Here is a 25,934-nt window from a genome sequence, read left to right on the forward strand (position 1 = left end):
GTTGATAAGGAAAAAAATATGACTTTAGATACTTTAAAAGATAATGAAGAAGCTTATATACTAGGTTTTAATGCAGAAAAAAATTTACAAAATAGGCTTTTTAGTTTTGGTTTTGTTAAAAACAAAAAAGTTAAAAAAATTCGCTCTTCTGCTGCTAATTCTACTATAATGGTAGAGCTTGATACAAGCTGTGTTATTTTAAGATTAAATGAAGCAAAAACCATACTTGTATCAAAAGAGTTAAAATGAAAGAAATTATCGTAGCTTTAGTGGGTCAGCCAAATGTTGGTAAAAGTTTGCTTATTAATGCAATATGCAAAGCAAATATGAAAGTTGGAAATTTTAGTGGAGTTACAGTAGAAAAAGCTCAAGCTAGTATCAATTTTAAAGATTATAAAATCCTTTTTATAGATTTACCTGGAACTTATGCTTTAGATGGTTATAGCGAAGAAGAAAAAATCACTAAAAATTTTTTGCAGAATGAAAAATATGATTTAGTAGTAAATGTTGTTGATTCGACAAATTTAGAAAGAAATCTTATTTTAAGCACTAGTTTGCTTGAAGAAAAAATTAAAACAATTATTGCATTAAATATGCAAGATGAAGCTAAAAATGAAGGATTTAATATAGATTTTAAGAAGCTTAGTAGCTTATTAAACACTCCTTGTATAGGAGTATGTGCTAAGACTAAAGAAAATTTAAATGAGCTTTTATCTTTAATTATTTCAACCTATGAGTCTAAAATTCAAGCTTTTGAAAGAATTTATACTAAAGTTATAGAAGAAGAACTTGAAAAAATTAGTATATTTTTAAAACAAAATAACATCACTCAAGAAAATTTAACTCACAAAGAATTAGCACTTTGTTTGTTAAAAAATAAAACTTTCATAAAAACTAATCCTAGTTTGCAAACAATAATCATCCAATCTTTAGAAAAAATTTATTCAATTTATAATCACAATAATATAGAAAATATTTTCAAAGAAGAATCTATCAATTTTGCTAATGAAATTTGTAAAAAAGTTTTAAGTAAAAATTCTAGCAAAACAAATCACACTAAAACAATTGATGCAATTTTAATCAATAAATATTTAGGAATTCCTATATTTTTGTTTTTAATGTGGCTTTTGTTTCAGCTTACTTTTACCTTGGGTCAAATTCCTATGGATTATATAGAAGCCTTTTTTGGACTTTTAGCAGATACTACTAAAGAGTATATTGGTAATGAATTTATAGCTTCGGCTTTAGCTGATGGAGTCATAGCTGGGGTAGGAGCTGTGGTAACTTTTTTACCAAATATAATTATTTTATTTTTTGGTATAGCCTTACTTGAGACAACTGGATATATGGCAAGAGTAGCTTTTTTGCTCGATGGAATTTTGTACAAATTTGGCTTACATGGGAAAAGCTTTATACCATTGATCACAGGTTTTGGTTGTTCAGTCCCTGCTTTTATGGCTACAAGAACTCTTAAAAATAAAAAAGATCGTCTATTGACACTTTTTATTGTAAATTTTATGAGTTGTGGTGCAAGACTTCCTGTGTATGTGTTGTTTGTTGGTGTATTTTTTCCAAGTGAATTAGCGGGAAATTATTTATTTGGAATTTATATTTTGGGTGCTTTTTTGGGTTTAATTGCAGCTAAAATTTTAAGAATTAGTGTTTTTAAAGGTCAAGATGAACCTTTTGTAATGGAAATGCCAAAATACAGAATGCCAAATTGGCATTTAGTGTGGTTTATGATTTATAATAAAGCAAAAATGTATCTTAAAAAAGCAGGAAGTTTTATTTTGCTTGCTTCTTTGGTAATTTGGTTTGCAAGTAATTTTCCAGCACAAAAAATAATCAACGAAGATGAAAACATACAAAAAGAATTACAAATTAAAAATAGCTATTTAGGGCAATTTGGTCAATTTATAGAGCCAGTGTTTGCTCCGCTTGATTTTGATTGGAAACTTAGCGTTTCATTGGTTAGTGGTTTAGCAGCTAAGGAAGTGATGATTTCAACTATGGGAATTTTGTATTCTTTAGGCGAAGAAGTAGATGAAACTAGTGCTAATTTAAAACAGATGATAAAACAAAATATCCCTTTTAGCACCGCTGTAGCTTTTATACTTTTTGTGATGGTTTATAATCCTTGCTTTGCAGCAACTATAGTTTTTGCAAAAGAAGCCGGAGGTAAAAAATATGCTTTTTACCTTTTTATATTTACATGTTTGAGTGCTTATTTAATAGCTTTTATAGGTATAAATATCATAAAATTAATGAGTTGAAATTAATTAAAAATTTAAATGTTTTTGTGAAAAATTTAATTTTTAAACAAAAAATTTAGATTTTTTATTGTAAAATACGCTTTATTTTTAAATTTTAGGAGATAAAAATGGCAACTTTTGATGATGTTAAAGCAGTTGTAGTAGAGCAATTAAGTGTTGATGAAGATACAGTTAAAATGGAATCAAAAATTATTGAAGATTTAGGTGCTGATTCTTTAGATGTTGTTGAATTAGTAATGGCTTTAGAAGAAAAATTTGATGTAGAAATTCCAGATAGCGATGCAGAAAAACTTGTAAAAATAGAGGATGTTGTAAATTATATCGATAATCTTCAAAAATAATATTTTTTATAAATTTTTAAGGAGAATATGTTGAAACGCGTTGTAGTAACAGGTATAGGCATGATTAACGCTCTTGGTTTAGATAAAGATAGCTCATTTAAAGCTATTTGTGAAGGTAAAAGCGGCGTTGATAAAATTACCCTTTTTGATGTTTCTGATTTTCCGGTACAAATTGCAGCTGAAGTTAAAAATTTTGATCCTTTAAGCGTAAGTGATGCAAAAGAAGTGAAAAAAATTGATCGTTTTATACAACTTGGTATTAAAGCTGCAAGAGAAGCTATGGAAGATGCCAAATTTGATGCAAATTTAAATAAAGAAGAATTTGGAGTAGTTTCAGCTGCTGGTATAGGTGGATTACCAAACATTGAAAAAAATTCTGTTATTTGTGCTGAGCGCGGTCCTCGTAAAATTTCTCCTTTTTTTATACCTTCAGCTTTAGTTAATATGCTTGGTGGGTTAGTATCTATTGAGCATGGATTGCAAGGTCCAAATATTTCTTGTGTTACAGCTTGTGCTGCTGGAACGCATGCCATAGGCGAAGCTTATAAAAGTATTGCTTTAGGTAATGCAGATAAAATGCTTGTTGTAGGAGCAGAAGCTGCGATTTGTGCTGTGGGTATAGGTGGGTTTGCTGCGATGAAAGCGCTTTCTACTAGAAATGATGATCCATCAAAAGCTTCAAGACCATTTGATAAAGAAAGAGATGGTTTTGTCATGGGTGAGGGTGCTGGAGCTTTAGTTTTTGAAGAGTATGAAGCAGCTAAAAAACGCGGAGCTAAAATTTATGCTGAATTAGTTGGTTTTGGTGAAAGTGCTGATGCGCATCATATAACTTCTCCAACTTTAGAAGGTCCGTTGCGTGCTATGAAAAAAGCTTTAAAAATGGCTGGAAATTTGAAAGTAGATTATATTAACGCACATGGAACTTCAACCCCTGTTAATGATAAAAATGAAACAGCGGCTATTAAAGAACTTTTTAAAGATCAAATTCCTCTTGTGAGTTCTACAAAAGGTCAAACAGGTCATTGTTTAGGTGCGGCTGGAGCTATAGAAGCAGTTATTTCACTAATGGCACTTGATCAAGACATCGTTCCTCCAACTATTAATCAAATCATCCCTGATGAAAATTGTGATCTTGATTATGTTCCTAATGTTTCTAGAGAATGTAAGCTTGAAGTGGTAATGAGTAATTCTTTTGGTTTTGGTGGAACCAATGGCTGTGTGATTTTTAAAAAAGTAGATTGATATGTCATCGTATTTAGATTTTGAAAAACATATACAGCAAATTGATGAAGATTTAGCTAACGCTAAAATAAAAGGTGATGTTGAAGCAGTTAAAATTTTAGAAAAAAATCTTGAGAAAGAAACGCAAAAAGTTTATAAAAATTTAAGCGATTATCAGCGTTTACAGCTCGCAAGACACCCTGATCGTCCTTATGCACTTGATTATATACAAGCTATTTTAACCGATGCTTATGAAATTCATGGTGATAGAGCTTTTAGAGATGATCCAGCTATTATCTGCTTTGCAGGGTATTTGGGTGGAAAAAAAGTTATAGTTATAGGCGAGCAAAAAGGAAGAGGCACAAAAGAAAAACTTCATAGAAATTTTGGTATGCCTCATCCTGAAGGCTATAGAAAAGCTTTAAGAGTAGCTAAAATGGCTGAAAAATTTGAAATTCCAGTAGTTTTTTTGGTAGATACCCCAGGTGCTTATCCAGGTGTTGGTGCTGAAGAAAGAGGACAAAGCGAAGCTATTGCTAGAAATTTATATGAACTTAGTAATCTAAAAACCATTAGTATAGCTATTGTTATTGGCGAAGGTGGAAGCGGTGGAGCTTTGGCTATAGGAGTTGCTGACAAACTTGCTATGATGAAAAATTCAGTTTTTTCTGTGATTTCTCCAGAAGGTTGTGCTGCGATTTTATGGAATGATCCATCTAAAATAGAAGCTGCTACAAAGGCTATGAAGGTAACTGCAGATGATTTAAAAAATCAAGGTTTAATTGATGATGTTATAGAAGAACCTATAAGCGGAGCTCATAGAGATAAAGAAAGTGCTATTAAAAATTTGAGTGATTATATCTTAAAAAGTATTGAAGAATTAGAAAAATTTGACAAAAGAGAATTAGCTGCACTAAGAATGCAAAAGATTTTCAAATTAGGTGCTTTTTCAGAATAATCTTAAATTTCAACTTTTTTTAAAAAAAAAGTTGTATAATTATAACTTCAATTTTTGGTTGGATAGCTCAGTCGGTAGAGCAGCAGACTGAAAATCTGCGTGTCGGCAGTTCGATTCTGCCTCTAACCACCATTATAAAAATTTTCCATTTCATCTAATTCTTCTTGTTGAAATCCAGCTTTGATTCTAGCTTCTTTATTATATTTTTTTCCTAAAAGATTGAATTCTTTAAAGTTTTTACATAAATTGATGTATTTTTCATTTTTTTCTTTTGCATAATTCCACCAAATATCACCTTTGCTTACATGTTTTATTTCATCATCAAGAATTATTTTAAATATTTCATTAAATAGAGTTTTTATAGGATGATTAGTTGAGTTTAATTTTTTTAATACAAAAGGATTTGCATCAAGTCCTTTTGCTTCTAATCCTCTATGCACTATACCCATTCTATGAGCTAGATTGTCTTTGGTTAAAAATAAAGCTTGTTCGAGATTATCATGAGCATCAAAATCTCCATATTTAAAACCTAATTCATTTAAAACATTTTCTAATAACAAAAAATGTTTTATTTCCTCATCTGCAACTTCAAGCCAATCTTGATAAAATTTGAAAGGTAAATTTTTAAAACGATAACTTGCATCTAAGGCTAAATTGATAGCACTGTATTCTATATGAGCAACAGAATGAAGTATTTTTGCTAGTGCGGCTGGGCTATTTGCTTGTTTGGGTCTTCTTATTCTAGTAGGATGGAGTATATTTACTTGAGAATTTTTTCTAATGATTGCTTGATGATCGTGATTAAATTCACATAGGTTTAGTTTAAAATTTTCATAGAAGTTTTTAAATTTATCAATTTTTATTTGAGTATTTTTTTCATATAAAATTTCTTCTAAAGTTGTGAAAAAATTTATTTTCATTTTTTGCCCTATTAAATGTTATATAAGAATAAAAAGTATAATATAAAAATTTTGAAAATTTATCAAAGGCAATAAAATATGATCGATGTCATTCATGCTCTTTTTTTTAGAGAGCTAAAGACTAGATTTGGTGTTAATAAGCATTTAGGCTATTTTTGGGTTGTCGGTGAACCTTTGTTGATATTATTAGTAATACTTTTTATAGTAACAGCTATTAGAGAATTTCACCATCAAATCATGCCAGCTAATATACCTATTTTTATGTTTTTAGCAGTGGGTATTATCCCATTTTTTATGTTTAGAAGTACAATCAATCAAATCATTACAGGTATAAGTTCAAATTTAACATTATTTGCTTATAAACCTGTAAGACCTATTCATGTTTTTATTGCTAGGGCTTTGCTTGAATTTTGTATTTATTTTACTATTTTTATAGTTGTGATGTTTATAGCAGGATGGTTTTTGCATTTAGATGTATTACCAAAGCACATTTTAGAGGTTTTGATTTTATTTTTTTTATTATTGTTGTTTGGGTTTTCTTTAGGTATATGTTTTGCTATAGCTGGACATTTTGTAGAACCTTTAAAAATATTTTTAACTTATTTTAGTATAGTATTTTATTGGACTTCTGGAGTTATTTTCCCTACTTTTTTAACTCCTAGGAATATTTTAGATTTACTTTATTATAATCCACTTTTACATATCTTTGAACTTTTAAAATACAATTTTTTTGATGATTATCCTCTGATGGATGATTATAATTATATATATCCTGTATTATGTATTTGTGTAGTTTTATTTGTAGCCTTATTTATATATTATTATAATAGACAAGCTCTTATTGCGGTAAGAAAAACATGATAAAACTTATAAATTTAACAAAATCGTATCCATTGACCAATGGAAGACATTATGTTTTTAAAGATTTAACTTTTGAATTTCCAGAAAATTGTAGTATAGGTCTAATGGGTAGAAATGGTGCTGGAAAATCTACTTTGATGAGATTGTTAAGTGGCTCAGAATTGCCAGATCGTGGAAAAATAGTAACTAATAAAAAACTTTCTTGGCCTTTGGGTTTAGCTGGAGCTTTTCAGCATCGATTATCAGCTAGAGATAATGTAAAATTTGTGGCTAGAGTGTATGGTTATAAAGGTGAAGAATTAGAAAAAAAAATCCAATTTGTAGAAGATTTTGCAGAACTTGGTAAATTCTTTAACGAGCCAATGAATACTTACTCATCTGGTATGAGTGCTAGAATAGGCTTTGGTTTGAGTATGGCTTTTGATTTTGATTATTATCTAATAGATGAAGCAGGAGCTGTTGGAGATCCAAATTTTAGAGAAAAAAGTGTAAAGTTATATAAAGAAAAATTAAGTAGGTCAAAAGTTATTATGGTTTCGCATGATGTAGCTGAAATTAAACAATGGTGTGATAAAATTATATTCATGCAAGATGGAAAAGCTACTATATATGATGATGTGGATGAAGGTATAGCTGTATATCAAGGAAAAATCAATGCAAAATAAAATACTAAAAAAAATTCGAAATTCAAAAATTTTAAATTCATTCAAAATAGTATTAATTTTGACAGCATTTGTAGTATTTTACTATGTTTTTATAGCGGCAAATCGTTATGTAAGTGAGAGTGTTTTAAGTATAAGATCAACTACTGGCAATAATATTGCTATAACAGGACTTGCATCCTTGCTTACAAATAATTCTTTTTCAAGTGATGATATAAGTTATTTAAAATCTTATATTTATTCTTTGGATATGCTAAATATTTTAGAAGAGAAAATTAAAATTCGTGAGCTTTATCAAAAACAAAAATTGGATATTTTTTATAGTATTTCTGATTCTGCTAATCAAGAAGCGTTTTTAAAATACTATAAAAATCGTGTTAAAATTGTCCAAGAAAACTCAGCAAATGGTCTTTTAAGAGTAGAAGTAGAAGGTTTTAGTGCTAAAGATGCTCATTTGATTGCTACTACTATAGTAAAAGAAAGTGAAAGGTTTATCAATGAAATTTCACATAAAGCAGCAAGAGAACAAATGGCCTTTGCTGAAAATGAACTTTTGCAATTTAAACAAAGATTTCAAAAAGCAAAAGATGATTTATTGGTGTTTCAAAATAAATATGGAGTGTTTGATCCGCTAAAACAATCAGAAGGTATTTTAAAACTTGTAGGAGAGCTTGAAGCAAAAGTAGCGGCAAAAGAAGCTGAGCTTTTAATGATGCAAAGTTATATTAATGATAATGCTCCACAAATCATCACTATAAAATCAGAAATCAATGCTTTAAAAAAACAACTTCAAAGAGAAAAGGCTAAAATTACTTCATCAAAATCTTCTCAAAAACTTAACGATCTAGCTGCTAAATTCCAAGATCTTACCATAGAAGTAGGTTTTGCAGAGAGTGCTTATACTACAGCTTTAAAAGCTTATGAGAGTGCTAGAATTGAAGCTTTAAGAAAGATAAAACAAGTAGTAGTTATACAAAGTCCAAGTTTGCCTCAAAGTGCAAAATATCCTGAAATTTTATATAATATACTTACAGCTTTTATGATTTTATCTTTGATATATGGAATTATTAAATTTATTAAAATGATTATTGAGGAGCATAGATACTAATGAAAAAAATATTTTTATTATTAATTTTACCATTACTAATTTTTGGTGCAGTAGATGTTTCTCAAATAGCAAAAATTCAAAATGAACCATTTATGCCTACTATGGATACACAGATTGCAAAATATGATTACAACCAAAGTGATTTTAATCAAACTCAAAGTCTTACTCCTACGGTAAAAGTTTTTGGCTCTCATTTATTTAATGGTAATTTTACCCAATTTACTCAACATGTTTACAACCCTGATTATAGATTGACAGTTGGAGATAGGATTAATATTAAAATTTGGGGAGCTGTAGAATTTATACAAACTTTGACTGTGGATTCTCAAGGAAATATTTTCATACCAAAGGTTGGAGCGATTAATCTTTTAGGGGTTAAAAATAGTGCCTTAGTGAGCGTTATTTCAAAGGCTATTGGTAAAATTTATAAAAGCAATGTTTATGTTTATGCTGATATGGATATTTATCAAAATGTTTCAGTGTTTGTGACAGGAAATGTTAATCAACCAGGATTATATCAAGGACTTAGCTCTGATTCTATCATCCAATACCTTGATAAAGCTAAAGGTATAAATTTAGAATATGGAAGTTTTAGAGATATTGAAATTTTAAGAGATAACAAAGTCATAAAAAAAGTTGATTTATATGATTTTTTGCTTAAAGGTGAGCTAGAGCTTTTTCCATTTAGAATGGGTGATGTGATTTTAGTTGGTAGCGTGAAAGATTATGTTTTTGTTAAAGGTGATGTGCAAAAGCCTTTTAGATTTGAATTAAGTGATGATATAAAAACTTTATTAGATATAGCAAATATTTCAGGTGCTAAGCCTATAGTAACCAATGCAGTAGTAAAAAGCTATAGAGCAAATCATCATCTACAAGTAGATGCATATACTAAAAAAGAATTTTTAGATGTGATATTACATGCTGGAGATGAGATAGAATTTAGACCTGATTATACAGCGCAAAATATCAATATACAAATAGAAGGTGAGCATAATGGTTTGCATTCTATAGTGGTAAAAAAAGGCACTACTTTAGAAGATGTAGCACAAATGATTATTGCAAATCCACAATCAAATATGCAAGCTTTGCAAATTTTTAGAAAAAGTGTCGCAGCTACTCAAAAACAGCTTATCAATGCTCAGCTTAAAGAACTTGAAACACTAGCTTTAACAAGCTCTTCGGTAAATGCTGAACAAGCTAGTATAAGAGCTACTCAAGCTAAGACGATTTTAGACTTTATAGAGCGTGCAAAGCAAGTACAGCCAAAAGGACAAATTGTTGTGGATAGTCCAAAAGCCTATAAAGCTGTGGTTTTAGAAGAAGGCGATGTGGTAAATGTACCAAGTAAAAACAATATCGTTTTAGTTCAAGGTGAAGTATCTATACCAGGAGCTTTTGTATATATAAATAGAGAAAATTTAAGGTATTATATCAATTTAGCTGGTGGATACAGCGATAGAGCTGATACTTCAAGAATTTTAGTCATTAATGCCAATGGTAAAGCAACTAAATATAGTAGCAGCAGTTCAGCAGATATCAAAGCAGGAGATTCTATACTAGTTTTACCAAAAGTAGATAGTCAAAATTTACAAATTTTTAGCATGCTAACGCAAATTTTATATCAAATAGCAGTAGCAACTAATGTTATACTTAAAATATAAGGTAAATTATGAGCAAAATAGATAGTATTAAAATAGCCAAAGAAGTATTTGAGATAGAATCAAAAGCTATTTTAGATTTAATTCATAATTTAAATGAAGATTTTAACAAAAGCATAAGCTTGATACTTTCTATCAAAGGAAGATGTATAATAAGCGGCATGGGTAAATCAGGTCATATAGGCGCTAAAATAGCTGCTACCTTAGCAAGCACTGGAACTCCTAGTTTTTTTGTCCATCCTGGTGAAGCTTTGCATGGTGATTTAGGTATGATCACAAATGATGATGTGGTTTTAGCCATTTCAAATTCTGGAGACACAGAAGAACTTTTAAAAATAATACCAGTTATTAAAAAAAGAAAAATTCCACTAATTGTTATGAGTGGGAGAAAAAATTCTACATTAGCAAAACAAGCTGATGTATTTTTAGATATAAGCGTTGAAAAAGAAGCTTGTCCATTGCAGCTTGCTCCAATGTCTTCAACTACTGCTACTTTAGTGATGGGAGATGCATTAGCTGCTGCTTTGATGAAAGCTAGAAATTTTAAACCTGATGATTTTGCTTTATTTCATCCTGGCGGAAGTTTAGGTAAAAAACTTTTAACTAAGGTTGAGGACTTGATGGTAAAAGAAAATTTGCCAATAGTAAGTTTAAATACAAATTTTAGTGATTTGATAGATGTGATGACTAGTGGAAAATTAGGTCTTTGTATAGTTTTAGAAAATGAAAAATTAGTGGGTATTATAACAGATGGAGATCTAAGAAGAGCTTTAAAATCCAATGATAAACCAAGATTTGATTTTAAAGCAAGTGAAATAATGAGTGCTAATCCTAAAGTAATAGATGCAAAAGCTATGGCTAGTGAGGCAGAAGAACTTATGCTAAAACATAAAATAAAAGAAATAGTAGTAAGTGAAAATGACAAGATAGTAGGCATTATACAGCTTTATGCGATAGGAAATGTGTGAAAATTCTTTCTATAATCATACCTTTTGGTTTAAGTAAAGAAAGAGCTTATATACAAGATAGGATAATACAAAAAGCTAAAGAATTTAAAAGCAATGAAAAAATAGACTATATTTTTGTAGAAGGGTATTCATCTTTAGAAAATAATTTAAAAAAAATCATAGAAGATAATGGACATATTTATATAAAAGATGAATCGCAAAAAGAGTATTTTTCTCAAGGAAAATGTAGAAATTTAGGTGCTGTTTTTGCAAATTCTAAAGTTTTAATGTTTTTGGATGCTGATTGTTATATTTCTAATTTTTCATTAGAAAGAATTTTAAATCTTATACAAATTAAAAATATAGCTCAAAATATAAATGAAATTTTAGTATTGCCAGTTGTTTATCTTAGCAAAAATGGAAGTGATTATATATACAATCAAGAACAAATCTTATGGGATGATATAATAAAAGATGATTTGATAAGTGGAAGAAATAAATTTATAAAATATTTTTCATTAATATCTAGTTCCATTGTAGTCAATAAATATAAATTTTTAGAGCTTGGTGGAAATAACGATGAATTTATAGGACATAGCTATGAGGATTTTGATTTTTTAGCAAGATTATTGTTTGATACGACTGAATTTGAAAAAATGCCTAGAGTAATTTGTTATGATGAAGGTAATTGGAATTTAGCTAGTTTTAAAGGTTTTAGAGCTTGGTTTTCTTTGCTTGGATATGAAATGAGTTTTCATGGAATTTATATATATCATTTTTTTCATGAAGAGCCAAATCAAAACAATTATATGTCAAATCGCAGAAAAAATCACAAAAAATTCTATAAAAATTTAGCAAATTTAAAAAATTATAAAATAAAATCTTTATTGTCAAATAATGAGCCGGATAATTATGGATTAAATTTTGATAAAAGATATATATCGATTAATTCTTTGATTTATGATAGATATTTATATGAAATAAAAAATACTAAATTGAAATTTTTAGATATATTTAACTTTTTTATTGTGAAATTTTCGCATACTAAATTGTATAGAATTTTAAAGAGGAAATTTTATGCAAACTAAATCAGTAGGCGTAGTAATCCCAATATACAATGTAGAAAAATATCTAAAAGAATGTTTAGATAGTGTAATCAATCAAACTTATAAAAATTTACAAATAATATTAGTAAATGATGGAAGTACTGATGAAAATTCATTAAAAATAGCTAAAGAATACACCTTAAAAGATAAAAGAATAACTCTTTTTGATAAAGAAAATGGAGGACAAAGTACAGCTAGAAATGTAGGTATAGAATACTTTAGTGGAGAATACAAACTTAAAAATATAACTACACAAATTAAAGAAAATTCTTTAATAGAATTTGAATTAGATGATAATAATCCTTATAATATATATAAAGTGTATAAAAGCTATAAAGCTTTTAATAATGAACAAGATTTAACTAACTTTACTTATCCTATTATAGATTATATTATCTTTTTAGATAGTGATGATTATTGGGAATTAAACTGCATAGAAGAATGTGTTCCTAGAATGGATGGGGTAGAGGTGCTTTGGTTTGATTATAAAGTATTAAATGATAAAGTTAAAAAACAACATATTAGCCAAATGACTTATTTTGATTATAAAAAAGAAATGATTATTACATCAAAAGACTGGATGGAAAAAGCTAAAGAAAGGAGATTGTATTATTTTTGGTTTGCATGGCAGGGTATGATAAATTTTAATTTTCTTAAAAAAATAAAATTAAAATTTATTGATGGGATTTTTGCAGAAGATTGTCATTTTGGAGTATTGTTATTTACTCAAACTAAAAATATTTACATATATCCTAAGAAAAATTATGTTTATCGCATACGAAAATTAAGTTCTATGAATTTTACCAATAAAAAATGGGTAATACATTCTAATTGTCATCTAAAAAGAATTGATGTTTTTGAGAATTCAAACATAACCAGATTATATTATGAAACTATAAGCTGGATGAAAATTGCTTTAGAATTTATAAATTATAATCATCAGTTAAATCGAGATGTTAAAACACATTTTCTACCAGTAGTTTGTAATAAAGCTTTAACTTTACAAAAGTTTGATAAAGATCCATTGTGTTTAAAAAAATATACTAAAAATTTAAAAATATATATACAAAATCAACCCTTAGGAGCAGTTGATAGAGTTAAAGAGTATCTATCTTACAAAATTGCAAAAGAAATATCTAATAGTAATGGTACAATTTTGTTTTTATTGCCTTTTAAAATCATTTGCATAATTTTAAAGCATCAAAAAGAAGTTAAAAAATATAAGCAAAATATAAAAAAGAGTTTTTCAAATAAAAGACTGCCATTAGAGTTTTATAAAGATTATCAAGAGGCTTTAAGACTTAAAAAATTAACTTTATTTTAAATTTTTTAAGATGTTTTAAGAAAATAAAATGTTATACTTTTAATATAATAGTTTTATAGAAAGATAAAGATGAAAATTTGTGTTGTAGGAATTGGTTATGTGGGGTTGGCAAATGCCTTGATGTTATGTAAAAATAATAATGTTATAATGTTAGATATTGATCCTGACAAAGTTAAACAAGTCAATCAAAAACAATCTCCTATTAAAGATACAATGATTGAAGAATATTTAAGTAATACTCAAAATAGTATTAATGCTACATTAAACAAACAAGATGCTTATGAAAATTGCGATTATATTATTATAGCTACGCCAACAGATTATAATGAGGATGCACAATGTTTTAATACTAAAACTATTGAAAGTGTTATGCTTGATATTGTTAAATATAATAAAAATGCCGTGGTAATAATTAAAAGCACAATACCTATAGGTTATATTAAATATTTAAAAAGTACTTTTGCTGTTAAAGATGTTATTTTTTGTCCCGAATTTCTGAGAGAAGGTAGTGCATTGTATGATAATTTATATCCAAGTAGAATTATTATCGGTAGTTATAGTGAAAATGCACAAAATATTGCTAAACTTTTTAGTGATTCAGTTTTAAAAAAAGATGTACCTGTATTATTTATGAGTTCTGAAGAAGCAGAGAGTGTGAAGCTGTTTTCAAATACTTACCTTGCAATGAGAATTGGTTTTTTTAACGAATTAGATATTTTTGCTAAAAATTATAACTTAGAAGCAAAAAATATTATTGCCGGTGTTTGTGCGGATCCTAGAATTGGTAATTATTATAATAATCCGAGTTTTGGTTATGGGGGATATTGTTTACCTAAAGATAGTAAACAATTATTGGCAAATTTTAAAGATATACCTAATGCTTTGATTCAAGCGGCGGTAAAAACAAATGAAATAAGAAAAAATTTTATTGTAAAACAAATTTTATCTCTATCTAAAAATATAAATAATATAGGATTTTATAGATTAATTATGAAGCATAATGCAGATAATTTTAGAAATTCTATTATGCTTGAGTTGATTGATGAAATTCAAAAATATAGAAATGTTGTAATATACGAGCCATTAATTAATACAAATAAATTTAGTAATTGTAACATTGAAAATGATTTTAATAAATTTATTAATGGGACAGAAATAGTTGTGGCAAATAGATTAGACGATCAAATTGCTCCATATAAAAATAAAGTTTATACAAGTGATATTTATACAAGTGATATTTAAGGTTTTTTGAAATGGAAAATATAATCATGCAAACTAAATCAGTAGGCGTAGTAATCCCAATATACAATGTAGAAAAATATCTAAAAGAATGTTTAGATAGTGTAATCAATCAAACTTATAAAAATTTACAAATAATATTAGTAAATGATGGAAGTACTGATGAAAATTCATTAAAAATAGCTAAAGAATACACCTTAAAAGATAAAAGAATAACTCTTTTTGATAAAGAAAATGGAGGACAAAGTACAGCTAGAAATGTAGGTATAGAATACTTTAGTGGAGAATACAAACTTAAAAATATAACTACACAAATTAAAGAAAATTCTTTAATAGAATTTGAATTAGATGATAATAATCCTTATAATATATATAAAGTGTATAAAAGCTATAAAGCTTTTAATAATGAACAAGATTTAACTAACTTTACTTATCCTATTATAGATTATATTATCTTTTTAGATAGTGATGATTATTGGGAATTAAACTGCATAGAAGAATGTGTTCCTAGAATGGATGGGGTAGAGGTGCTTTGGTTTGATAATCAAAATAAATTCGAAGATAATATACAAAGAGAGTATTTTAGTCTATTGTCTGTTTGTAATTATACAGAAGGGATAATTACTTCAGAAAAATGGATTTTAGATATGCATAAATTAAAAATGAAAGCTTTTTGGTTTGTAAAACAAGGTATGATAAATTTTAATTTTCTTAAAAAAATAAAATTAAAATTTATTGATTATATTAAGCATCAAGATCATTGTTTTGGTATGATTTTGTTTTTTTATGCAAAATTTATTTATATTCTTCCAAAGATATTATATATATATAGATTGAGACATAATAGTGCGACTCATGAACATACTCATATTGATAAAACAGATATCCCATCTTATACGAAAGATATTTTTAAAGCTTTTAAGAAAGATGTAAAAAAAACAAGAGGATACCATTCAGCTGTTAGTTGGGTAATTAGCTTGATGTATTTATTAGACTTTATCAAAAAAAATACAGATGATAGTAAGATAATAATTTTTAAATCAATGTATATTCCATATATTTACGAAAATGCTTTAAAAATTTTTAATTATGATCGTGATCCTTGGGGTGCTAAAAGTAAAATAGTAGAAGTAACAAATTTTAGATTAGAAAATATTTTTAATGTCGGCCAAGATTTTTATAGAGATTTTATTTTTAGAGATAAATATGGAAGTGCAAAACAAAGAATTAGAAGTCAGCTTTCATATAGATTGGGACAAATTATGTTGTGTAGTTCTAAAAATTTTTTAGATATATTATGTATGCCTATATACTTAATGGCAGAAACAATTTCCTATTGCCAAGAAAAGAAAATTTATAGACTTAAAACAAAAAAAGATTCTTCTCTTGTTTTGCCATATATTGAAAGTTATCCCGACTATCAAGAAGCAATGCAACTTAAAGAACATCTTTCTTATAGACTAGGAAATGTTTTAATTAAAAGTTTTAAAATGTGGTATAAAGGTAAAATTTTTGTTTTACCTTTTGATATGTTTAAAGCATATAAATTATATAAAAGAAATTTGAAAAAAAATCAAAATATTTCTATAAATTATAATTTACAACAACTTTCAGATGAAGAATTTCATATAGATAGATTTCAAAAGCGTTTTGGCTATGTTCCAGATTTTAAAAATCCTCAAACTTTTAATGAAAAATTAGTATATAGAATTCTTTATGATAGAAATCCTATTTATACTTTTTTGACAGATAAACTTAAAGCTAGGATATTTATTTCTCATGTTTTATCCAATAGTGTAAAAGATTATGAAATTTTATCTAATAATTCTATTCTATTTAAGAAAATAGAATATATAAAAGATGAATTATTTGCTACAAATTCATGTAAATTTCTTCCAAAATTGTACGGAATTTATGATAGTATTTATGATATAGATTTTAAAGCTCTTCCAAATTCTTTTGTTTTAAAAACAAATCATGATTGCGGTGGATATATTATAGTAAAAGATAAAAAAGATTTTTTAAGAAATACAAATTTTTTCTCAGAAAGTATAAATAAATTGAATGAGCATTTTAAATTTAATTACTATTATAAACATAAAGAATGGCATTATAAAAATATAGAACCTAAAATATTTGCTGAAGAGTTATTGTTTGGAGAGAATGAAAAACCAGCAGATACTTATAAATTTCATATATTTGATCATAAACAATTAAATAATAATTATATTCAATTTACAATGGATAGATTTGATAATTATAAAAGATTAATGTTTGATATTAATTGGAATTTAGCACCTTTTAACTTTGTTTATGAAAATTCATGTGATCAACTGCCACCTAAACCCAACAATTTTAAGGAAATGCTAGAAATTTCTCTAAAGCTATCTAAAGTTTTTGATTATGTTAGAGTTGATTTGTATTCTGTAAAAAATTGTATCTATATAGGTGAGTTGACTTTTACACATGGTGCTGCAAGTGAAAGAGTTATTCCAAGTCATTGGGATAAAAATCTTGGAAAATTGTGGAAAATTAAAGAATAAATATTAATTAAAGGATTTTATTTTGATAAAGCTTACTGAATATGAAAAAAACATACAACAAAAAATAATAAAGTTAAAAATGGAATCAGGAAGTCATAGTCCTAGTATATTTACTATAGCAGAAAAATTACCAGAACTAAAAATCAATATTGATTCGTGTTTTTTATCTAATCCATATGCAACAGCGCTATTCTTAAGGCATGTAAAAGAGGATTTGATTGATACACAAAAATTACGTTCAATTTTAGAGTTCTATCCTTCACAAAATAATGTTATTTCTAAAATTGTGGGCGATTTTATAGGTATTAATGCTGATAATATGTTTATTGGTAATGGTGCCATAGAGATTATTCAAGCAGTCATGCATAATTTTGTAGGAAGTAAAATTGTTATTAATATCCCTACTTTTTCTTCGTATTATGAGTTTGCAAAAGAAAGTACAAAAGTTGTTTATTATCAGCTATCTAAAGAAAATAATTATATGTTAGATTTGGATGATTATATTAACTTTATCAAACTTGAAAAGCCAGATAGTATAGTATTGATTAATCCAAATAATCCAGATGGTGGTTATATTTCTTATGAAAAATTAAAATTTCTATTGAAAGAATTATATTTTGTAAAAAATATAATTATAGATGAATCTTTTATTCATTTTGCTTTTGAAGATTTGGAATATAATCAAATTAATATTGAATTTCTATTTAAAGAGTTTGATAATTTAATATTTATTAAAAGCATGTCTAAAGACTTTGGAATAGCAGGAATTAGAGTTGGTTACGGCATTATGTCTAAAGATAAAGTTCAAAAATTATTATATAATGGATATTTATGGAATTCTTCTGGTTTTGCTGAGTATTTTTTAAGACTTTATACAAATAAAGATTTTTTTGATGAGTATAATAAAATAAGAATAGGGTATATTAAAGAAACTCAAGATTTTTTTAATTCATTGGGAGCAATTGAACAATTTAAAGTATATCCTAGTAAAACTAATTTTGCACTTGTAGAAATTTTAGATGGTACTTCTAGTGAAGATTTTGTATCAAAAATGTTAATTAAATATGGTATTTATATGAGAACTTGTAAAGACAAAATTGGATTAAATGGAGAATTTGTCAGAATAGCTAGTAGAACTTTTGATGAAAATGAAATTGTAATCAAATCAATTCATAATGCTTTTAAGGAATAATTTATGTCCAAAAAAATCCTAGCTTTATTTGACTTTTGTGAAACAATAACTAATTTTCAAACGCTTGATAGATATTTACCCATGGCGGCAAATCGGAATATTAATTATAGTTATGAAAAAAATATTATTCGGAGAGAAAATTATAAATCGCAAAATATTCCTTACCCTAGATATGAATGGTTAATTGATCTTGATTATTTTTTAGCTACAAAAATAGGAAAAGAATTTATATATATGGATGTTATGTGTAATTTAAACAAAAATATTATGGATAAGCTTTTTTGGCATCAAGATGCTGGACATGATATAGCTATTGTATCTGGAGGCTTATCTATTTATATCAATGAATTCGCAAAAATCTATAATATAGATAATGTAATTGCTGTTGATTTAGAAGTATTGAATGGTAAATTAACTGGAAATATAGATGGAATTCATACTATGCAAGAAAGAAAGTTATATAAACTATCTCATATGTTAGATTTAAATAATTATGATTTGAAAAAATCTTATGCATATAGTGATTGCGTTAGTGATATTCCGCTTTTATCCTTGGTTGGCAATCCAAATGTTGTAAAATGTGGAAAAAATTTAGAGTGGGCTAAAATATTAGGATTTAATATTATAAATCCTTAATTTGTGTAAGGACTGGCATTGGAAAAAAAATTAGTTTCTATTTTAGTATCAGTATATAATGTAGAAAAATATCTTGAAGAATGTTTAGATAGTTTAATTTATCAAACTTATAAAAATTTAGAAATTATTTTGGTTAATGATGGATCAACAGATAATAGTTTAGATATAATCAATATGTATATTCAAAAAGATCCAAGAATTGTATTAATCAATCAAGATAACCATGGAGCCGGATATTCTAGAAATATAGGTTTTGATAATGCCACTGGAGAATATGTTATATTTTTTGATTCAGATGATTATATGAGACAAGACGCAATTGAACTACTTCTCAATCAAGCTTTGAAAACTGATGCAGATATAGTATTAGCTAAAAGTAAAAGCTACTGTGATAAAACAAAAAAAATCGACAAAATGGATTATGCTATAAGATGTGATAGAATAAATATAGATAGTGTTTTTAACTTTAAGACTAATGGCAAATATGTATTTAATTTTTGCATAGGATGGGCTTGGGATAAACTATATAAACGAGAATTTTTGTTAAAGTATAATCTTAAATTTCAAAATATAAACTATGCAAATGATGGATATTTTGTTTGTCATAGTTTATCTTTGGCTGATAAAATCAGTATTTTAAATGAATATATATTCTATCATAGAATAAATAATCCTTTATCAATATCGAATTTTGCTAGAGATAAAGATCCTTTAGAGGGTTTTAAATCTTTGTTTAAAATAAAAGAAGGATTGGAAAAAGACGGAACTTATAATAATTTTGAACAAAGTTTCATTAATATGTCCATAGGTTATGTGATTTGGCATAGTAGCACCATAGGGGAAACTTCAAGAGAGCTTGTTATATTGTATATGAAAGTATATATATTTAAATTATTTAATATTTTAGATAAACCTGAAGAATATTTTTATGAAGAAAATTATTATAAATGGATTAATAAAATTAAAAATAATGAAAAATATGATCAATTTGATTTTAAAGATTTTATTATTTATTCTATGGGGTATGAATTTATAAATATATGGAAAAATAAAAGTATTAAAAGTATCTTTAAGTGTTTTTTTGCCTATTTATTTTTTAAAACTGCAAAATTTAATTTCAGTGGTTTAAATAATTATAAAGAGCATCTTTCATATAAATTTGGCTATAATATAGCTTATAATAAATTACGAAAGTTATTAAAAACATATAAAGAATATAAAAATAAATAGAGATTATTTATGTTTTTGTATATTTTATCAATAAGTTAAAATATATTTTATTTAGGAGTTATAGTGAAGGTTATAATTTTAGCAGGTGGGCTTGGCACTAGGCTTTCAGAGGAAACTGGTTTAAAACCAAAACCTATGGTAGAAATAGGTGGTAAACCTATTTTATGGCATATAATGAAAATCTATAGTTATTATGGTTTTAATGATTTTATTATTTTAACAGGATATAAAGGACATATTATAAAAGATTATTTTATCAACTATTATACTCAATATAGCGATATAACAGTAGATATGTCGGATAATTCTGTTCAAATTCATAATACTAGACATGAGCCTTGGAAGGTCACTATGCTTTATACTGGGCAAGAGTCTATGACCGGCGGTAGAATTTTATATGCTAAAGATTATGTAGGTGATGAGACTTTTATGCTTACTTATGGAGATGGTGTTAGTGATGTAAATATAAATAATTTACTTAAATTTCATAAAAATCATGGCAGAGCTATCACTATGACTTCTGTGCTTCCTGAGGGAAAATTTGGTGCTTTAAATATTGATAATACAACAAATCGTATAAAAAGTTTTACAGAAAAACCTAAGGGTGATGCTAGTTTAAATAATGCAGGTTGGATAAATGGTGGTTTTTTTGTATGCGAACCTAAAGTATTTGACTATATCAAAGAAGGTGATATGACGATTTTTGAGCAATCTCCATTAAAAAATTTAGCACAAGATGGAGAGTTATATAGTTATCAACATCATGGTTTTTGGAAATGTATGGATACTTTAAAAGATAAAAATGATTTAACTAAAATGTGGGTAGAAAATAAAGCTCTATGGGCTTTATGGAATAATTAAAAAAAAGGAGAGAAAGTGAATCAAGAAAATATATGCTTTAGTAATCCAATTGTAAAAGAAGATTTGGAGTATATTTATAATTCTTTAACGAGTAAGCAAAAAGAAAAATTTAATAATTCTACAATTTTATTTACTGGAAGCGCAGGTTTTTTAGGATTTTATTTTATTAATTTTTTTGTGAAATATGCTAATGATTTAAATATTAAAAAAATTATTGCATTAGATAATTTTATGCTAAGAAAACCAAAATGGTTAGAGCAATTATCAAATGACTATTCTGAAATTTTAGAGCTTTATAAATTTGATATTATTAGTGATAAAATTGATTCTTTACAAAGTGCTCATACAGCTGATTTGATAATTCATGCAGCAAGCATAGCAAGCCCTATGTTTTATCGTACTTATCCTATTGAGACTTTAGATGCAAATGTTTGGGGTTTAAGGTCTTTACTTGATTTTTACAAAGATAAAAATATTAAAGGATTTTTATTTTTCTCAAGTTCTGAAATTTATGGAGATCCTGATATAGCTAAAATTCCAACGGATGAAGAGTATAGAGGTAATGTAGCTTGTATAGGTCCTAGAGCGTGTTATGATGAATCTAAGCGTTTTGGAGAGACTATGTGCTCATTGTTTGCTCAGAAATTTAATATGCCAATTACTATAGCAAGACCATTTAATAATTATGGTCCTGGTATGAGCTTAAATGATAAGAGATTGCCAGCTGACTTTGCGAAAGCTGTTTTAGATAAAAAAGATATTACAATTTTTAGCGATGGAAAACCTACAAGAACTTTTTGTTATATAGCTGATGCTATTGCAGGATATTTGAAAGTTTTGGTTTATGGAGAATTTGATTATTTTAATATAGGTATTGATCAGCCTGAAATTTCTGTAAAAGATTTATCTTTTATTTATGCTAAACACTCAAAAGATATTTTTAATTTTGAACCACAAATTAATTTTGCTATTTCAGAAGACAAAAATTATCTCAAAGATAATCCTAATAGAAGATGTCCTATCATTGACAAAGCTAGAAATAAATTAAACTATAATCCTAGTATTTTAGTAGATGAAGGTGTTGGTAGATTTTTAAAATTTTTAAAATTTGAAAAAGAAAATGGAGAACTTTTGTGAAATCATTAAAAATAGCAGTTTTTGGTTTGGGTTTTGTGGGGTTAACTACGGCTGTTGGATTTGCAAAAAAAGGTTTTGATGTTGTTGGTTATGAAATAGATAAAAACAAATTTTTATTGCTTAATGAAGGTCAAATTCCATTTCATGAAGAAGGATTACCAAAAGCTTTCAATGAAGTATTAGGAAAACAACTAAAAGTCACCAATGATGTAGTAGAAGCTTTAAAAGAAGCAAAGATTATATTTTACTGTATTGGCACACCTATGAGTGAAGATGGAAGTGCTGATTTAAATTTTTTACTGAGTGCGCTTAAAACTACTGCTGAAAATTTAGCTTTATGTCAAAAAGAACCAATTTTAGTAATTAAATCTACTGTTCCACCTTCTAGTTGTCAAGATATTTTTATACCACATTTAGAGTCTTTAGGTGTTGTTGTCGGAGAAAAATGTCATCTTGTAAATAATCCTGAATTTTTAAGAGAAGGATTTGCATATAGTGATTTTATGAATCCAGATAGAGTGGTTGTTGGAACTCAAAATGCACAAAATTTTCAAGAATTAGAAGAAATTTATAAACCTTTTAATTCACCTGTATTTTTTACTTCTTTAAATACGGGTGAGTTTATTAAATATCTTAGTAATACCACTTTAAGTTTAAATATAAGTTATGCTAATGAAATGAGTATGATTGCTCAAAGTATAGGAGATATAGATATTATCAGTGCTTTTAACATTTTACATAGCGATAAAAGATTTAGTGGAAGTCCTGCTGGTATAGCTAGTTATTTATATCCTGGGATGGGTTTTGGTGGATATTGCTTACCAAAAGATACTCTTGCTCTTTATAAAAAAAGCAAAGATAAAGGATATGAAGCAAAAATTTTAAATGATATTTTAAAAGTAAATGAAGAAATTCTTGATTTTTATGCTTATAAAATACAAAAAGAAATTTCCAAAGATAAAAAAATAGCTATTTTAGGATTGAGTTTTAAACCGGAAAGTGATGATGTCAGAGATACAAAGTCTGCTACTTTGATTTCTAAGCTTTTAAATTTAGGTTTTCAAAATATTTATGTTTATGATCCTATAGCAAATGATATATTTGCCAAGACTTATGATTACAAATTAAGCTATAAAAATAATCTTGATGAGATTGTTTCTGAGTGTGAAGTTTTGATTATAGCGACAGCTTGGAATGAATTTAAGCCTTTGGTTAATAGACAAGATAAGATTGTTTATAATTTAAGATGGATGAAATAATAATAAGGTAAATAAAATGAGTCGATTTATTTTTACTTCTACACCAATATCAGGTGTATATGTTATAGAATCTAAACCAATAGAGGATAGTAGAGGTTATTATGAGAGGTATTTTTGTGTTGAAGATTTTAAAGAAATCGGATTAAAAAAACCTATTGTTCAAATCAATCATTCAAAAACCTTTATTAAGGGTTGTATAAGAGGTTTTCATTATCAAAATTACCCATTTTCCGAAGTTAAAGTTATAAGATGTATAAAGGGTGCCATTTATGATGTTGCGGTTGATTTGCGAAAAAATTCTCCGACTTTTTTGAAGCATTTTGGAGTAGAATTAAGTGAATTCAATAGTAAATACCTTTATATTCCAGAAGGTTGCGGACATGCTTTTCAGACTTTAACAGAAGAATCTGAGCTTTTATATCCTGTAACAGAGTTTTATCATCCAGATAGCGAAGGATCTTTAAATCCATTTGATGAAACAATAGGAGTTTGTTGGCCGTTAGAACCTAAAGGACTTTCTGATAAAGATCAAAATGCTCCTTATGTTGATTCGTATTTTAAAGGATTGGAAAATTAATATGAAAAATGCAATTGTTTTTGGTGCGACTGGATATATAGGAAAAGCATTAGTTGAAAAGTTGTTATCACAAAATATTAAAGTTTTAGCTATAGGTAGAAGAAATCAATATATACAACATACAAATTTAAAATATGTATATATTGATACAATTTTAGAAGTATTTTTTGAACAATTAATGGTTATGAAAAATGATTTTAAAGATGCGGTATTTTATAATGTGGCTTGGTCTGGTTTAGACAGACTTACAAATGGAGAAATTCAAGATCAAGTAAAAAATATTGCTATGAGTTCAAAAGCTATTCAATTTGCCAGTAAATTAGGTTGTTCTAAATTTATTAATATAGGTTCACAAGAAGAAGCAATATTTAATGATTTTATTAGCTCTGAAAAGTGGAAAACTACTACTTATACTTCTAGTCCGATTTACTATGCTGGAGCAAAATTTGCCAATATGGAAATGTTAAAACTTTTAGCTTATTTGGAAAAAATTGATTTTATTAATACACGATTTTCAATCGTGATAGATAAAACACTTTCGGGTGTAAGTTTTGTTGCTAAAAATTTAAAATCAATTGTTGATGGAGAAATACCACAAGAGGTTAGAAATACACAACCTTGCGAGATAATTTTTTTTGATGAATTGATTGAATCTTATTATCAAATTGGAAAATTTGGAAAAAATAAAGCTGATTATTATTTAGGAATTGGCAAAGTAGATGTTTTAGCAAACTATTTGTCAAGTTTTTATGAATATAAAACAAATTCTAAAGAGTATATTCAATCGAAATTAAATTTTGACAAAAAACTTTTAGATACTTTCGATCCATCTTCTTTGTGTAAAGATACTAATTTTTATTTCAAAAAAGATTTTTCTCAAATAATGCGGGAGATTTTAGAATGAAAAAAGTTATTATTAGCGGTGCTGCTGGCTTTATAGGTTCAAGACTTGTCAGGCTTTTATTAAAAAACAATGTAGAAGTGTTAGCTCTTGGTAAGAAAGATAGAAAAAATGTTAATCCATTGAGATTGCCAGAAGATCCTAAATTGACTTATTTAAAGTTAGATATGGCCGAAATTTCTAATTTGCCTCAAATTTTGAAGAGTATAGGATGGGATCCGATAGGTTCTGTTTTTTATCATTTTGCATGGGGTGGAAAAAATGGTTTATCTGATTTGATAGTAGAGGATCAGTATGAAAATGTTACTTGGACTATTAATGCTTTTATAGTTGCAGATAAAATGAAATGCTCTAAATTTATCCATGTAGGTACTATGGAAGAAGCATTTGCTACGCCTTATCTTGAACTAGATTATCATAAAGAAAAACATTATAACCGTCATGTGGTATATGCTCTAGCTAAGAAAGCTACGAGGGATTATCTTAAAGCAATTTCAAGTCAATTTAATATCAACTTAATTATTGCTACCAATTCTCATGTTGTAGGACCAAACGATTCAAGAGATTCTTTTTTGCTGGTTGTTGTTCAAAAAATCATCAATGATGAAAAAATAGAAATGACTAGTGGTGAACAAACATTTGATTCTATTTCAGTTACTGATTGTGCTAAAGCTTTTAAAGTGATTGGAGAAAAAGGTAGTAAAAATTCAGAGTATTGGATAGGCTCAGGTAATCCTAGAAAACTTAAAGAATATGTAGAAATTATAGCAAGTTTATATCCTCCAAAATATGCTATTGAATTTGGGAAAATTTCTTATAGTGATGTAAAATTAGAAGAGCAAATTTTTTCTTCAGAAACATTAAATAAAGAATTAGCTTTTAAGTGTACTCAAAGTTTTGAATCAGCTATAGATGAAGTTTATAAATGGCTAAAATTCAAAGAGATGTTTGAAGAATAGAATGAATTAAGTTAT

The 25,934-nt window shown here is 27.1% G+C and carries 24 protein-coding genes and 1 tRNA gene; 24 read left to right on the forward strand and 1 reads right to left on the reverse strand.

Features of this window, described 5'->3' with window-relative positions; all coding sequences use genetic code 11:
* The first annotated feature begins 18 nt into the window (after window positions 1–18).
* From CVOLT_RS01405 to CVOLT_RS01430, 6 genes are all read left to right on the forward strand, one after another.
* Window positions 19–249 carry a FeoA family protein gene (locus CVOLT_RS01405; RefSeq protein WP_039665121.1) on the forward strand — a complete coding sequence of 77 codons (231 nt, stop codon included), beginning with the start codon at window positions 19–21 and terminating at the stop codon, window positions 247–249.
* Complete coding sequence (feoB, locus tag CVOLT_RS01410) at window positions 246–2,273, forward strand: ferrous iron transport protein B (RefSeq protein WP_039665122.1); 2,028 nt, start codon at window positions 246–248, stop codon at window positions 2,271–2,273. The genes CVOLT_RS01405 and feoB overlap by 4 nt, the downstream gene beginning before the upstream one ends.
* A 107-nt stretch (window positions 2,274–2,380) precedes the next feature.
* On the forward strand, window positions 2,381–2,614 hold the full coding sequence (acpP, locus tag CVOLT_RS01415) for an acyl carrier protein (protein ID WP_039665123.1): 234 nt from the start codon (window positions 2,381–2,383) through the stop codon (window positions 2,612–2,614).
* A gap of 30 nt (window positions 2,615–2,644) precedes the next feature.
* Window positions 2,645–3,859, forward strand: coding sequence for a beta-ketoacyl-ACP synthase II (locus CVOLT_RS01420; protein WP_039666225.1), 1,215 nt, complete (start codon window positions 2,645–2,647; stop codon window positions 3,857–3,859).
* A gap of 1 nt (window position 3,860) precedes the next feature.
* On the forward strand, window positions 3,861–4,796 hold the full coding sequence (locus CVOLT_RS01425) for an acetyl-CoA carboxylase carboxyltransferase subunit alpha (protein WP_039665124.1): 936 nt from the start codon (window positions 3,861–3,863) through the stop codon (window positions 4,794–4,796).
* 56 nt (window positions 4,797–4,852) lie between these two features.
* Window positions 4,853–4,928, forward strand: a tRNA-Phe gene (locus CVOLT_RS01430).
* Here the strand turns inward: CVOLT_RS01430 and CVOLT_RS01435 are convergent.
* A complete protein-coding gene (locus tag CVOLT_RS01435; protein WP_052243204.1) occupies window positions 4,919–5,716 on the reverse strand; it encodes a ferritin-like domain-containing protein in 798 nt (265 codons plus the stop codon). The two genes, CVOLT_RS01430 and CVOLT_RS01435, sit on opposite strands and share 10 nt — an antisense overlap.
* A gap of 78 nt (window positions 5,717–5,794) precedes the next feature.
* Between CVOLT_RS01435 and kpsM the strand changes: the two genes are divergently transcribed.
* The 18 genes from kpsM to CVOLT_RS01530 all read left to right on the forward strand — a co-directional run bounded on the left by kpsM (window position 5,795) and on the right by CVOLT_RS01530 (window position 25,919).
* Window positions 5,795–6,577: a capsule polysaccharide transporter KpsM gene (kpsM, locus tag CVOLT_RS01440; RefSeq protein ID WP_039665125.1), complete on the forward strand. Its 783-nt coding sequence runs from the start codon at window positions 5,795–5,797 to the stop codon at window positions 6,575–6,577.
* A complete protein-coding gene (locus CVOLT_RS01445) occupies window positions 6,574–7,242 on the forward strand; it encodes a capsular polysaccharide export system, ATP-binding protein (RefSeq protein ID WP_039665126.1) in 669 nt (222 codons plus the stop codon). The genes kpsM and CVOLT_RS01445 overlap by 4 nt, the downstream gene beginning before the upstream one ends.
* Window positions 7,232–8,347: a capsular polysaccharide export system, inner membrane protein gene (locus CVOLT_RS01450; protein WP_039665127.1), complete on the forward strand. Its 1,116-nt coding sequence runs from the start codon at window positions 7,232–7,234 to the stop codon at window positions 8,345–8,347. Before CVOLT_RS01445 ends, CVOLT_RS01450 begins: the two co-directional genes overlap by 11 nt.
* Complete coding sequence (locus CVOLT_RS01455) at window positions 8,347–10,011, forward strand: capsular polysaccharide export system, periplasmic protein (protein WP_039665128.1); 1,665 nt, start codon at window positions 8,347–8,349, stop codon at window positions 10,009–10,011. Before CVOLT_RS01450 ends, CVOLT_RS01455 begins: the two co-directional genes overlap by 1 nt.
* An 8-nt stretch (window positions 10,012–10,019) precedes the next feature.
* Entirely contained in the window at window positions 10,020–10,976 is a 957-nt protein-coding gene (locus tag CVOLT_RS01460) for a KpsF/GutQ family sugar-phosphate isomerase (protein ID WP_390621651.1), read from the forward strand.
* Window positions 10,973–12,043 (forward strand): glycosyltransferase, encoded by a 1,071-nt coding sequence (locus CVOLT_RS01465; protein WP_052243145.1) that lies wholly within the window; start codon window positions 10,973–10,975, stop codon window positions 12,041–12,043. The genes CVOLT_RS01460 and CVOLT_RS01465 overlap by 4 nt, the downstream gene beginning before the upstream one ends.
* A complete protein-coding gene (locus tag CVOLT_RS01470; RefSeq protein WP_039665129.1) occupies window positions 12,033–13,385 on the forward strand; it encodes a glycosyltransferase family 2 protein in 1,353 nt (450 codons plus the stop codon). The genes CVOLT_RS01465 and CVOLT_RS01470 overlap by 11 nt, the downstream gene beginning before the upstream one ends.
* A 69-nt stretch (window positions 13,386–13,454) precedes the next feature.
* Window positions 13,455–14,627 (forward strand): nucleotide sugar dehydrogenase, encoded by a 1,173-nt coding sequence (locus CVOLT_RS01475; RefSeq protein WP_039665130.1) that lies wholly within the window; start codon window positions 13,455–13,457, stop codon window positions 14,625–14,627.
* Between the two features lie 26 nt (window positions 14,628–14,653).
* Window positions 14,654–17,167 carry a DUF8374 domain-containing protein gene (locus tag CVOLT_RS07990; RefSeq protein ID WP_390621652.1) on the forward strand — a complete coding sequence of 838 codons (2,514 nt, stop codon included), beginning with the start codon at window positions 14,654–14,656 and terminating at the stop codon, window positions 17,165–17,167.
* A gap of 22 nt (window positions 17,168–17,189) precedes the next feature.
* Window positions 17,190–18,359 (forward strand): aminotransferase class I/II-fold pyridoxal phosphate-dependent enzyme, encoded by a 1,170-nt coding sequence (locus CVOLT_RS01490; RefSeq protein WP_235362403.1) that lies wholly within the window; start codon window positions 17,190–17,192, stop codon window positions 18,357–18,359.
* A 3-nt stretch (window positions 18,360–18,362) separates the two neighbouring features.
* Window positions 18,363–18,995, forward strand: a complete 633-nt coding sequence (locus tag CVOLT_RS01495) for an HAD-IB family hydrolase (protein WP_039665132.1) — start codon at window positions 18,363–18,365, stop codon at window positions 18,993–18,995.
* Window positions 18,996–19,013: 18 nt separating this feature from the next.
* On the forward strand, window positions 19,014–20,225 hold the full coding sequence (locus CVOLT_RS01500; protein WP_052243146.1) for a glycosyltransferase family 2 protein: 1,212 nt from the start codon (window positions 19,014–19,016) through the stop codon (window positions 20,223–20,225).
* Between the two features lie 63 nt (window positions 20,226–20,288).
* Window positions 20,289–21,086, forward strand: coding sequence for a glucose-1-phosphate cytidylyltransferase (rfbF, locus tag CVOLT_RS01505; RefSeq protein ID WP_039665133.1), 798 nt, complete (start codon window positions 20,289–20,291; stop codon window positions 21,084–21,086).
* Window positions 21,087–21,101: 15 nt separating this feature from the next.
* Window positions 21,102–22,223: an NAD-dependent epimerase/dehydratase family protein gene (locus tag CVOLT_RS01510; RefSeq protein ID WP_039665134.1), complete on the forward strand. Its 1,122-nt coding sequence runs from the start codon at window positions 21,102–21,104 to the stop codon at window positions 22,221–22,223.
* Entirely contained in the window at window positions 22,220–23,482 is a 1,263-nt protein-coding gene (locus tag CVOLT_RS01515) for a UDP-glucose dehydrogenase family protein (protein WP_039665135.1), read from the forward strand. The genes CVOLT_RS01510 and CVOLT_RS01515 overlap by 4 nt, the downstream gene beginning before the upstream one ends.
* A 16-nt stretch (window positions 23,483–23,498) precedes the next feature.
* Window positions 23,499–24,059: a dTDP-4-dehydrorhamnose 3,5-epimerase gene (gene rfbC, locus CVOLT_RS01520; protein WP_039665136.1), complete on the forward strand. Its 561-nt coding sequence runs from the start codon at window positions 23,499–23,501 to the stop codon at window positions 24,057–24,059.
* Window position 24,060: 1 nt separating this feature from the next.
* A complete protein-coding gene (locus CVOLT_RS01525) occupies window positions 24,061–24,963 on the forward strand; it encodes an NAD-dependent epimerase/dehydratase family protein (RefSeq protein WP_039665137.1) in 903 nt (300 codons plus the stop codon).
* Complete coding sequence (locus CVOLT_RS01530) at window positions 24,960–25,919, forward strand: NAD-dependent epimerase/dehydratase family protein (RefSeq protein ID WP_039665138.1); 960 nt, start codon at window positions 24,960–24,962, stop codon at window positions 25,917–25,919. The genes CVOLT_RS01525 and CVOLT_RS01530 overlap by 4 nt, the downstream gene beginning before the upstream one ends.
* Window positions 25,920–25,934 lie beyond the last annotated feature (15 nt).

Origin of the sequence: Campylobacter volucris, assembly GCF_008245045.1 — a bacterium.
Lineage (GTDB): Bacteria > Campylobacterota > Campylobacteria > Campylobacterales > Campylobacteraceae > Campylobacter_D > Campylobacter_D volucris.